13 protein-coding genes are annotated in these 11,853 nt (G+C 37.1%); all 13 read left to right on the top strand.

What is annotated here, in order from left to right; translation table 11 throughout:
• The first annotated feature begins 403 nt into the window (after positions 1–403).
• The 13 genes from COJ96_RS25060 (at position 404) to pseI (ending at position 11,793) form a co-directional block, all read left to right on the top strand.
• Positions 404–1,021: a LysE family translocator gene (locus tag COJ96_RS25060; RefSeq protein WP_098576510.1), complete on the top strand. Its 618-nt coding sequence runs from the start codon at positions 404–406 to the stop codon at positions 1,019–1,021.
• 370 nt (positions 1,022–1,391) lie between these two features.
• On the top strand, positions 1,392–1,652 hold the full coding sequence (locus COJ96_RS25055) for a hypothetical protein (protein WP_098576509.1): 261 nt from the start codon (positions 1,392–1,394) through the stop codon (positions 1,650–1,652).
• A 271-nt stretch (positions 1,653–1,923) separates the two neighbouring features.
• A complete protein-coding gene (locus tag COJ96_RS25050; RefSeq protein WP_098576508.1) occupies positions 1,924–2,226 on the top strand; it encodes an NAD-dependent epimerase/dehydratase family protein in 303 nt (100 codons plus the stop codon).
• 348 nt (positions 2,227–2,574) lie between these two features.
• Positions 2,575–3,003 carry a hypothetical protein gene (locus COJ96_RS25045; RefSeq protein ID WP_098576507.1) on the top strand — a complete coding sequence of 143 codons (429 nt, stop codon included), beginning with the start codon at positions 2,575–2,577 and terminating at the stop codon, positions 3,001–3,003.
• Positions 3,004–3,209: 206 nt separating this feature from the next.
• Positions 3,210–4,181: a CgeB family protein gene (locus COJ96_RS25040; protein ID WP_098576506.1), complete on the top strand. Its 972-nt coding sequence runs from the start codon at positions 3,210–3,212 to the stop codon at positions 4,179–4,181.
• 155 nt (positions 4,182–4,336) lie between these two features.
• Complete coding sequence (pseB, locus tag COJ96_RS25035) at positions 4,337–5,305, top strand: UDP-N-acetylglucosamine 4,6-dehydratase (inverting) (RefSeq protein ID WP_098576505.1); 969 nt, start codon at positions 4,337–4,339, stop codon at positions 5,303–5,305.
• A gap of 21 nt (positions 5,306–5,326) precedes the next feature.
• Positions 5,327–6,499 (top strand): UDP-4-amino-4,6-dideoxy-N-acetyl-beta-L-altrosamine transaminase, encoded by a 1,173-nt coding sequence (gene pseC, locus COJ96_RS25030; protein ID WP_098576504.1) that lies wholly within the window; start codon positions 5,327–5,329, stop codon positions 6,497–6,499.
• Between the two features lie 88 nt (positions 6,500–6,587).
• A complete protein-coding gene (locus tag COJ96_RS25025) occupies positions 6,588–7,523 on the top strand; it encodes an aldo/keto reductase (protein ID WP_180230254.1) in 936 nt (311 codons plus the stop codon).
• A gap of 15 nt (positions 7,524–7,538) precedes the next feature.
• Positions 7,539–8,330 (top strand): SDR family NAD(P)-dependent oxidoreductase, encoded by a 792-nt coding sequence (locus COJ96_RS25020; RefSeq protein ID WP_098576502.1) that lies wholly within the window; start codon positions 7,539–7,541, stop codon positions 8,328–8,330.
• Between the two features lie 48 nt (positions 8,331–8,378).
• On the top strand, positions 8,379–9,125 hold the full coding sequence (locus tag COJ96_RS25015) for a cytidylyltransferase domain-containing protein (protein ID WP_098576501.1): 747 nt from the start codon (positions 8,379–8,381) through the stop codon (positions 9,123–9,125).
• On the top strand, positions 9,122–10,180 hold the full coding sequence (pseG, locus tag COJ96_RS25010) for a UDP-2,4-diacetamido-2,4,6-trideoxy-beta-L-altropyranose hydrolase (RefSeq protein WP_098576500.1): 1,059 nt from the start codon (positions 9,122–9,124) through the stop codon (positions 10,178–10,180). The genes COJ96_RS25015 and pseG overlap by 4 nt, the downstream gene beginning before the upstream one ends.
• Positions 10,181–10,190: 10 nt before the next feature.
• The gene (gene pseH, locus COJ96_RS25005; protein WP_098576499.1) at positions 10,191–10,733 is read left to right on the top strand and encodes a UDP-4-amino-4,6-dideoxy-N-acetyl-beta-L-altrosamine N-acetyltransferase; all 543 of its coding nucleotides are present in this window, start codon (positions 10,191–10,193) and stop codon (positions 10,731–10,733) included.
• 4 nt (positions 10,734–10,737) lie between these two features.
• On the top strand, positions 10,738–11,793 hold the full coding sequence (gene pseI, locus COJ96_RS25000) for a pseudaminic acid synthase (protein ID WP_098576498.1): 1,056 nt from the start codon (positions 10,738–10,740) through the stop codon (positions 11,791–11,793).
• The last annotated feature ends 60 nt before the right edge of the window (positions 11,794–11,853 follow it).

Raw genomic sequence — 11,853 nt, 5'->3', positions numbered from 1 at the left:
CTCATTTGTTACGTTGGCTCGTGTTCTTACTATATTAACAGAAGATACACGATTAATATTGTTTGTTTGCACGATTTTGTTTGTTTAGTTTTCAAAGAACAATTCAATAAGACAACTTTTATATCTTATCATTTTCCAAAAGCGATGTCAACATTTTTCAATACTTTATTTTCAAAAGATTAATAGTTTCGATGACAACTTTTATACTTTAACACTTTTCAAACCTTGTTGTCAACAACTTTTCAAAACACTAAGTGTCTCGCTGACAACTTTTATATCTTAACACCTGTATGCTAATAAAGCAACAAAGATTTTTCTATAAATAAACTTATTTATATGGGTTTTAATTATTATATGATGATAGAATGAGAGAAACTTTATTCATTTAAAGGGGTGCAGAAAATTGCTTTCTTTTATATTAGTAGTTATCGTATTATTTCTCATTCCAGGTCCAGCTGTTTTACTTACCATTTCTCAAACCGCTCAAGGCGGGAGAAAAACCGGTATTATCACAGGCATCGGGATTGCTGTAGGTGACTTAATTCATACGGTTGCTGCCGTGCTCGGCCTTTCAGCTATTTTAATGACTTCGGCACTCGCCTTTGAAATCGTAAAATATTTAGGTGCGTCCTATTTGATCTTTTTAGGGATTAAGTCAATCCTTGAAAAGTCCAAAAAACAAGAGCAAACGGCCTTGAAAAAGCGTTCCACAGTCACATCGTTTCGTCAGGCACTATTAATTGAATTACTTAATCCGAAAACAGCTCTTTTTTTCTTAGCCTTCTTACCTCAGTTCGTTCAAAACAATGGAACCCCTGTTGTCATTCAGTTGCTGATTCTGGGGCTCACTTTTGTGTTAATGAGCATCTTGTACACCACGCTGCTCGCATTCTTAACCAGCTCCATTGGTGAACGAATTTTCGCAAACAAAAATGGCAAACTTGCACGCTGGCAAGGGAAGGTTATGGGCTCTATCTATATTGGTTTAGGGCTGCAACTTGTATTTCAAAATCAAAAATAACCTTACACGAATAAAAAAAAAAAAGCGGTACGATCGATGTAACGGGAACCCGTTACGATCGATGTACCGCTTTTTTTATGTATATAAAAATATCCACCAGGGACGGACAAACTTATGATTTGTCCATCCGCAGTGCCTGACACCTTAGTTGTATTCTTATCATCTTATTCTTACCATCCTTTATGAAGTCTGATTTTCTACATTATGTTACTCAAGGCTTGGTTAGGGTGTTTGGGAAGATTAAATAATATAAACCTTAATGAAGATTCACCCCGTTAAAAATGGACGAAAAAACTCAATAAATGCCCTGACCGTTTTTTATTATATGAATATATTAAAGTTGAGATTTTTCTTGAAAGGAGGTGATAAAATGGGACGCCATGTGGAAAAAAAACATAACATTTCCTGCAAAGGCGATTGTTTATGCCGAATTTTAAAGAAATATATACAAAGCGTAGTAACGATTAGAACAAAATCTGGAGATATCCTTATGGGAGAATTACAACGTGTTACGAAGGACTGTTGTGTGAATATTATTGAACAGGAAATGGTTACACCGTTCGTCAGCGACCGATTAACGGTCATCCGTTGCGAGGATATTGAAAGCTTTTCCGTAGAATTGTCGGTATAGGAATAAATCTTTTAATGTAATTTTTACGATCCCTTCTATATCTACAATATAATACTGACTTAAAGTAGGAGGGATTTCACTACATGATATGTAAGTTTCTAAAGAATTCGAGGTGACTCACGAGAAAAAAAGTGCTAATTACCGGAGTAGCAGGATTCCTTGGTCCACACCTTGCGAAGGACTTAATTACAGTGGATACTATGTTATCGGGGTAGATTCTCTGACTTCAGGGAAAATATCCAACATTCGAGGCCTTCCAGAAGATTAGTTTATGTTTAAAGAAATGGATGTATGTTCGCGGAAATTACTTACAGATCCCGACTTAGAAAATGTAAAAGAAATCTACCAGCTCGCCTCCCCAACTTCTCCAAAACACTTTCAAACTTACCCCTTTGAAACGATTGATGCTAACACCATAGGCACCAAGAATATGCTCGAAATAGCTAGAAGGTATCAGGCGAGAATCGTTTACGCTCTAGAATTAGCGCATCTAATTAAGTCACTATCAGCTTCTACTAGTAAAATCACATTCCATCCACTACCCGAGAGTGACGCAAAAACGGATAAGCCCTAATATCGAAAAAACAAAAACCTGCTTAGGACGGGAGCCCAAAGTAACACTAGATGAAGAACTTAAATTATTTATAAGATGAATACAAAAAAAGAAACAAATAAGCGACTACAATGGGACTGAACAAAATGATTAGGGCGATTAATAATTTATATAACCAAGTCATTACTATTATATAAACATAATATAAAATCCACGAATTTCATTGCGAACGATTAAAAATCTATATATATGATTAGTTCTAATTTTTTAAAATTTATTAGTAATACTTTATAAAAATAATACTTTTGACTAATCATTTTTTTAAAAATTGCATTTAATAATATATAAAATAAGAAAGGGGGTGAAAAAATGAGTCTATTAAATGAGTTTAATTCTGCTTCACCAGTCAGTAATACTAGTGGAACAGTTAGTATACCATTATTCGTTACTAGACGTGTGATCTCTTCATTAAATGGTCCTAGAACAATGACACTCGACAGTACTAGTAACAAAGTACACCTTGAAGTAGTGGTTGGCTGGGTAGCAACAAGTGGCACGCCAATTGTTGAGTTTTCTATCCTTAGAGATGACCCAAATACTGGAACTGTCATTTTCACAACACAGGATAGAGGAGAAGCCGGTTTTGATAACTTCAAAACAACTTCCTTTGAGCATGTAGATCTGCCACATGCGACTGGGGATGTACTTTATTACATGGAAGCTAGAGTTGCAGGGGGCACCGCTACAGTTATTGGACCTGTAACGTTCTCAGGTACAGAAATCCTGCCAAATCCGTAGTGTATGACTAGACTTTAATACACTGCTTACCTAATAGTATACTGTCATAGCTCAATTCCCTTTATATACTATTAGGGTTTTTTCATTGTTTAGGCAATTACCCTAGCAAAATCATATTCCTTGAATAAAGTATTTTGATACACAAGTTGAATTTGTTTAAAGATCTTATCCTAAAGTATCATAGGATTAAAAGAGGGCTATTGACGATGAGAATTTTATTCATTTCTTCAGGGTTTTTAGGAATCTATCCATTTTTTGAAGAGTCCATAGTAGAAGCCTTTAAATCATTGAACCACTCCATATCTCTAATTGCTCCGCATTATACAAATGAAACAGTCGAAATGATTGAAAGCTTCAATCCTGATTTTGTATTATCATTTGTTGGATATAAAACCGATTATCGGTTATTACAAGTTCTCATGAAAAAAGGGATGGATCTTGGTGTTTGGTTAACCGAAGATCCCTATTACATCGATCAGTCCATACTCCTTATCGAGGATTACGAATATATATTTACAATTGATCTAGCAGCATACGAATTTTATAAAGAAAGGTTCCCTTATAAACACATTCATCATCTTCCTTTGGGAACGGACCTCTCACTATATCATCCTTCCATTCAAGTAAATCATCCAATATATGATGTATGCCTAGTTGGTTATCCCTATCCGAACAGAATCAAATTAATCAAACATATCCTTGACCAAACCCCCTATTCGATAGTAGTCGCAGGACCCGAATGGCATAAATATTTTAATAAAAAAAGTGATAGATTGAAAATCGTTAACAAATGGTTGGAGCCAGACTCAGTAAATAAAGTCTATTCTCTCGCTAAAATTATCCTTAATCCCCACCGTTCCTATAACTTTTATAAGAATCAAAATAACTTGGGTATTCAGGGGAAAAGCATTAATAACCGCACGTTTGATATTGCTGCTTGCAGTGGCTTTCAACTTATAGAAAATAAAATAGATTTAATCCAACATTTTGATACTCTACAAGAAATAGTACCCTACAACAATATTGATGAATGTGTTCATTTAATCCACCATTTTTTATTGAATGAACAATCCCGGCTTTTATTTAGCAAAAATGCAAGAGAGAGGGTATTACACCATCATACCTTTACTCATCGAGTTGAATTTATCCTTAACCAACTAAATGTGAGCCAACAGTGACAAAGACAGGTTATCCAATTAAGCAAATTCGGGCGAATATAATGGACAACTATAAACTCCAAAACATAAGTATAAGAATATCTTAATCACTTAGTCCTAAGTTTTATTACATTTCTTAAACCAAATAAATTTTTACAAGTGAAAGAGGGAGCAAATTGTATGTATTAAAAGGAAAAACCGTATTAATAACCGGCGGTACAGGATCGTTTGGGAAAAAATTTGTTTACAAGGTCTTACAAATGGATGTTAAAAAGGTTATTGTCTTTAGCCGTGATGAATTAAAACAATATGAAATGGCTCAGGAATACACCGATCCTAGAATTCGCTTTTTTATTGGCGATGTACGTGATAAAGAAAGGTTAATTCGTGCGTTTGACGGTGTCGATATTGTCGTCCATGCTGCTGCATTAAAACATGTCGGCATATGTGAATACAATCCATTTGAAGCCATTAAGACAAATATTCAGGGAGCACAGAATGTTATTGAAGCAGCAATTGACAAAGGCGTAGAGAAAATTATTGCTTTAAGTACGGATAAAGCCGCAAATCCGATTAACCTGTATGGGGCCACTAAATTAGCATCTGATAAATTGTTTGTGGCCGCAAATTCTTACGCCGGTGGCAAAACCACGAGATTTGCTGTTGTCCGTTATGGAAATGTAGTTGGCAGCCGTGGCAGTGTTGTCCCTTTTTTCCAAAAAATGAAGCAAACAGGTAAAATACCGATTACAGATGAGCGTATGACACGTTTTTGGATCACCCTAGACCAAGGGGTTCAATTTGTGATTGATAGTCTGAACAGAATGAATGGCGGAGAAATTTTTGTACCTAAGATCCCAAGTATGAAAGTAACAGATCTCGCAAAAGCCATTGCTCCTGATTGTGAGGTAGAGGTTATTGGTATTCGACCGGGTGAAAAATTACATGAAACTATGATCACGGAGGACGATGCCCGCCGTACCGTAGAATTTGACACCCACTATGTCATTCAACCAGAATTCCCGTGGTGGAATGATAAATATACAAGCAGCGGCAAGCCATTACAGGATGGCTTCAGCTATGTGAGTAATACCAACAAACATTGGCTATCGGTAGTTGAGCTAAGGAACTTAGTGAACGAGTAGATACAAAGGAAGGAGCTTGAAATGGACCATAAACCGATGAGAAATACCTATCTACCATACGGCCGACAATGGATTGACGACGATGACATTGAGGCCGTCGTCAATGTATTAAAAAGTGATTATCTTACGACAGGTCCGGCAGTTTCTATGTTTGAACAGGAAATCGCAAACTATGTGGGAGCCAAATACGCAGTAAGTTTTGCCAATGGGACAGCAGCATTGCATGGTGCATGCTTTGCTGCAGGGATTAGCATAGGAGACGAAGTTATTACAACCCCTATAACCTTCGCTGCCAGCGCTAACTGTGTTCTTTATCTAGGAGGAAAACCTATCTTTGTAGATATAGATCCTAAAACTTACAATATCAATCCAAAAGAAATAGAGAAACAGATTACCAATAAAACTAAAGCGATTATCCCTGTCGATTTCACAGGACAACCTGTCGATTTAGAGGAAATTTATGCAATTGCAAAAAAGTATGGTCTCGTGGTGATCGAAGATGCAGCACACGCTCTAGGGGCCAAATATAAAGGAAAAAAAGTGGGATCGATTAGCGATATGACCATGTTTAGTTTTCATCCCGTAAAACATATAACTTCCGGTGAGGGCGGAGTGATCACAACCAACAATAAAGAGTATTATGAAAAAATGCTGCAATTTCGATCTCATGGAATAACTAGAGACCAAAATAAGATGCTTGAAAATCATGGTCCCTGGTATTATGAGATGCAGTTCCTTGGATTTAATTATCGATTGACAGACATTCAAGCGGCACTAGGAACCAGCCAGTTGAAAAAGATTGATCAATTTATTGAATTAAGAAAAAAGTATGCAGCAATGTATAATGCTGCTTTTGCAACGATTCCGCAAATAACGATTCCTTACCAGCATTCCGAAGCAGAATCAAGCTGGCATCTTTACATTATTCGCTTAAACCAGGATTTATTAAAAGCGAAGAGAAAAGAGATAGTTGAACATTTATTATCCATGAACATCGGTGTAAATGTTCATTATATTCCTGTCTACCTTCTTCCTTATTATCAACAACTAGGATTTCAAAAAGGACTTTGCCCACAAGCCGAAAAACTTTATGAAGAAATAATCACTCTACCCTTATTCCCCAAGATGAGCGAATTAGATGTATCCGATGTCATTCAAGCTGTCAAAAAGATTGTATCCTACTATTCTATATAACTAAACAATTTCCCGATACTACAGAAAAAAGTTACTCCGCAGTTGAAGCATTTTCCCGCGGACCCTGATGAAGAAGGGATTACTAAAAATGGATCAGGTAAATCAAAAACCCCCCCCTAAATTGACCTTGGGTACAGTCCAGTTAGGACTAAAATATGGTATTGCAAATAAAATAGGTATGCCCAATGTGCAGGATGCTATTGAAATCTTAAACTACGCTCTTTTAAATAACGTCACTGAATTCGACACTGCTCCATATTATGGTGAAAGCGAACCCTTAATTGGGCGCTTTTTACAGGAACAAAAAAAGCATTCACAAAGCTTACCCAAAATTTTTTCAAAACTGCCAGAGGTAAAAATGGCTGACACCACTTCATACCGTGAATTACTTCAAGAGGTGGAACGGAATCTTAGAGCATCGTTAAATAAATTGGCGATTCAATCGATTGACGGCTATTCTCTTCATCATGAACGGAATCTGACATCACATCAGGGTAAGTTGATTGAATGCTTGGTAACGTTAAAAAAACAAGGGCTGATTAAAAATATCGGCGCCTCTGTTTATACACCGGAAGCGGTAAGACAAGTAATTGAATCAGACTGTTTTGATATGATTCAAGTCCCTATTAACGTTTTAAATCAACAGTTAATCCACACCGGATTACTTGAAGAGTTGTCAAAGCACCATATAAAAATTTATGTACGAAGTATATATTTACAAGGTCTACTGTTAATGAAAACCGATGAATTACCTGACAAGTTAAAATTCGCAAAAAAGTGGCTCGATCCATTTCATGAAATTGCCTCAGAAAACGAAATGGACCCTTCTGTACTTGCGTTTTGTTTTGTTAGAGATTTACCTCAGATTCATAGCATCGTGATTGGTTGTGAAACATTAAGCCAATTAAAGAATAATATTAATATGATGACATTACCAAAATTGCCAACTTCGGTTGTACATCAATTAACGGAACTTTTCAGAGACGTTCCTGAAAGAGTGAGCAATCCAACGCTATGGAAATAGGGAGGCTAAGGTCGAGTGTCAATAAATGATTTGTTTAGTCTTAAAGGTAAAAATGCTCTGATTACTGGTGGTGCAGGCCATTTAGGAGCAGCGATTTCAGAAGGATTAGCGGAGGCCGGGGCAAATCTTTTTATTGTCAGTAAAAATCAAAAGAAGTGTCAACGATTAGCTGATTTATTAAACCAGCGTTTTCAACTGAACTGCCAAGGTCTATATATGGATGTAAGTGATTCTGACTCCATTGCTGAATGTTATGCGGAGATTCATAAATCTGGAAAAACAATTGATATCCTTGTCAATAATGCTTATTTTGGTTCCGGTGGGACATTAGAGACAATGAAGGATGAGGATTGGTATAGCGGGATGGAAGGAACCATTAATAATGTATATAAATGTACTAGATCAGTGTTGCCTTATATGGTTTCTCAAAAAAGTGGAGTCATCCTTAATGTGGCTTCGATGTATGGCGTTGTATCTCCTAATCCCGATTTGTATACTGGAAATTCCTTTAGTAACCCTCCCCATTATGGTGCAGGAAAGGCAGCAATCATCCAATATACACGGTATCTTGCCTGCCATTATGGGAATAAGGGGATAAGAGCAAACTGTATTTCCCCAGGTCCATTTCCAAATTTAGAAGTACAGAAAGATACAGAATTTATTGATCGTTTAAGTGAAAAAAATCCCTTAAAGAGAATCGGGCAGCCAGACGACCTAAAAGGTGTGATTGTCTTGTTATCCTCAGAGGCTTCAAGTTATATCACTGGGCAAAATATTTCGATCGACGGCGGCTGGACGGCTTGGTAGATCACCAGAACTCTGAATATATAAAGTCCTTCATTAGGAGGTGGATGTTTGAACATTGTAGCAATTATTCAAGCAAGAATGGGTTCAACAAGATTACCGGGAAAAGTCATGAAAGAAGTTCTGGGTAAACCATTGCTTGAACTCCAAATTGAGAGAGTTAGAAAATCAAAGTTAATTAATCGAGTAGTGGTTGCAACAACGAAAAAGGAAACGGAACAGCCTATTATTGACCTATGCAAGAGGCTGTCAGTGGACTATTTCAGAGGCTCGGAAATGGATGTGTTGGCTAGGTATTTTGAAGCAGCAATTCAATACAAAGCTGACGTGGTGGTCCGCCTTACTGCGGATGATCCATTAATCGATCCAACTATTATTGATAAAATCATTGCAGAATTTTTATCCAATCCAAGTAAATATGATTATGTTTCCAACTCGATCGTCAAAACTTACCCTCTTGGTTTGGATACTGAAGTATTCTCAATAAATGCCTTAAAGCAAGCCTATTGGGAAGCCAAAAATCCAGCATATCGTGAACATGTCACACCATATATACATCTTCACCCTGACAAATTTAACATTGGAGTTGTTTTACACCCGGTTGATTTAAGTTCTTATCGCTTAACGGTAGATACAGAAGCGGACTTAGAGTTAATATCACGAGTGCTGGAAGAGCTTTATATAAAGAAAAGGGAATGTTTTACCCTGGAAGATATCATTGTTTTATTACAGCAACACCCGGAGTGGCTTTTACTAAACTCTCATATCGAACAGAAAAAATTAGAGGACGAATTATGAATGTATATATACGTGTAGACGCCTCATTAGAAATCGGAACAGGCCATGTGATGAGATGTTTAACCCTCGCAGATAAACTACGTGAACAAGGGGCAGTTGTCTGCTTTATTTGTCGTGAACATCCTGGACATTTATGGGGATTAATTGAACAAATTGGATATACCGTTTTAAAACTCCCTCCCCCGAAAGCCCCTTTGCACTGTCATTGGTTAGGTGTTCCCGTAAGTGTCGATGCATCGCAAACAAAAGAGCTATTGGAGGGTAAAGTCATTGATTTGTTAATCATCGATCACTATTCCCTAAACATAGAGTGGGAATTGTGTTTAAGAGGAACTGTAAACAAAATCATGGTGATTGATGATTTGGCTGATCGGAAGCACGATTGTGACTATTTATTAGATCAAAACTATCTTGAACATTATCAATATAGGTATCTCCCATTAGTCCCTCCCTATTGTAAAACATTTCTCGGACCAAGCTACGTTCTGATAAGAAGCGAGTTCTATAAACAAGCAAAGAGAATTCGAAGTGGAACTGTGCGGAGAATTTTCCTGTTTTTTGGCGGGATTGATCAAACCAATGAAACAGGAAAAGCACTTGCAGCTTTTTTGGAATTAGGCCGCCAGGACATTGAAATAGACGTAGTCGTTGGGCACTCCAACCCTTTTAAAAATGAACTTGCCTCCCTATGCCATTTGCATGATCATCTCCATTTTCATTGTCAGGTAAATAACATGGCTGAACTAATGTCCCATGCAGATTTGTCTATTGGGGCAGGCGGCACAACCACTTGGGAACGATTGTATCTAGGACTTCCTAGTCTGGTCATCAGTATTGCTGCCAATCAGGAAAAGATTTGCGAAGGTCTTGCCAAGGAAAAAGTGATTAAATACCTCGGAAAAAAGGAAACTGTTACGCAATCCTTTCTAACCCTTCAATTGAAAAAAATGATTAAAAATGAAGACGAACGATTGGAAATGGCAAGATTAGCAAGTCTTTTATTCAAAGATGCAAAATTTAACCAACAAGCAATGATAAAACAAATACTGGAGTAGGTAGAATCATATGGACTATTCTTTAAGAGAATTAACAGAAAAGGATAAGGATATCCTCTTTCAATGGAGAAATAGGAAGTCCATTCGGATAAATATGTATAATGATCAGTTGATTCCTTATGAACGGCATTGCAAATGGTTTGCGAATGTTTTGCAAAATCACACTGATTTATATCGACTTTTTATTCATCAAAATATGCCATTAGGACTCATCTCATTTCATAATATTAACCAGCAAAATCAAACCTGTTCCTGGGGTTTTTATATTGGTGAAAAAAACGCTCCAAAGGGTGCCGGTACCATCATGGGCTGTTTGGCGCTTGATTACGCCTTTTATGATTTAAAGATCAGGAAAATCATTGGTGAAGTTTTATCCTTTAATAAACGAAGTGAACGGTTTCATCAGAAATTAGGATTTATCCAAGAAGGATTTTTCAAAAAGGAAATTTGTAGAAATGGCCAGTTTATTGACGTGATCCGATTGGCCTTATTTGGAGAGGATTGGCCAATACAAAAACAGCAGTTAAACTTCCATTTTCCTGCAGAGGAGTGATTAGATGAAGGAGATAAAACTTGGAGATCGAATGATTGGACCCAATCATCCTCCATTGATTATTGCGGAAATGTCAGGTAACCATAATCAATCATTGGAACAAGCATTGAAAATCGTAGAGGCTGCAGCAAAATCTGGAGCACACGCCTTAAAAATTCAAACATACACACCAGATACAATGACCCTAAATATAGAGAATAGCGAGTTTAAAATTGATGATAAGGATAGTTTATGGAATGGAAAAAATCTCTATCATCTATATCAACAAGCCTATACACCTTGGGAATGGCATAAACCAATCTTTGAACGCGCTCGTGAATTGGGGGTAATCCCATTCAGTACCCCCTTTGATGAAACAGCGGTAGACTTTTTAGAGGAATTAGACGTACCTATGTATAAAATTGCTTCATTTGAAAATAACCACATCCCACTGATTAAAAAGGCAGCAGCAACCGGAAAACCTTTAATTATCTCCACAGGGATGGCAACCATTCAAGAGCTGAATGAAACCGTTCGTGCAGCTAGAGACGCCGGGTGTAATGATTTGGTTCTGTTAAAATGTACGAGTACTTATCCCGCCACCCCTGAAAATACAAATATCACCACAATCCCTCACATGAGCGAATTATTTAAATGCCAAGTAGGGTTATCTGACCATACGATGGGAATTGGTGTATCAGTTGCCAGCATTGCTTTAGGGGCAACCGTCATTGAAAAACACTTTACACTTAGCAGGGCAGATGGCGGTGTAGACGCTGCTTTTTCCATGGAACCTGCCGAAATGAATGCTTTAGTTTTGGAGACCCAACGTGCGTGGGAAGCTTTAGGAAAAGTAACTTACGGTCCAACTGAAAAAGAGCTGAAATCAATGAAGTTTAGAAGATCCCTCTATATCATTAAGGACTTAAAAAACGGTGACGTTCTGACAAAAGAGAATCTAAAAGTCATCAGACCAGGCTATGGATTGCCACCTAAATATTACGAACAGCTATTAGGAAAAAAAGTTCAGAAAGATGTATCTGCCGGTACTCCAGTCGATTGGAGTATTTTGCAGGAGTAGTCAATTCTAAAAAAAGTAAGATATCTATTTTGATATCTTACTTCAGATTGTAGACAAAAG

The organism is Bacillus sp. AFS073361, from assembly GCF_002567005.1.
Classification (GTDB): domain Bacteria; phylum Bacillota; class Bacilli; order Bacillales; family Cytobacillaceae; genus Neobacillus.
The sequence above is the reverse complement of the archived record's forward strand: the minus strand, read 5'-3'. Positions and strand labels throughout refer to the sequence as shown.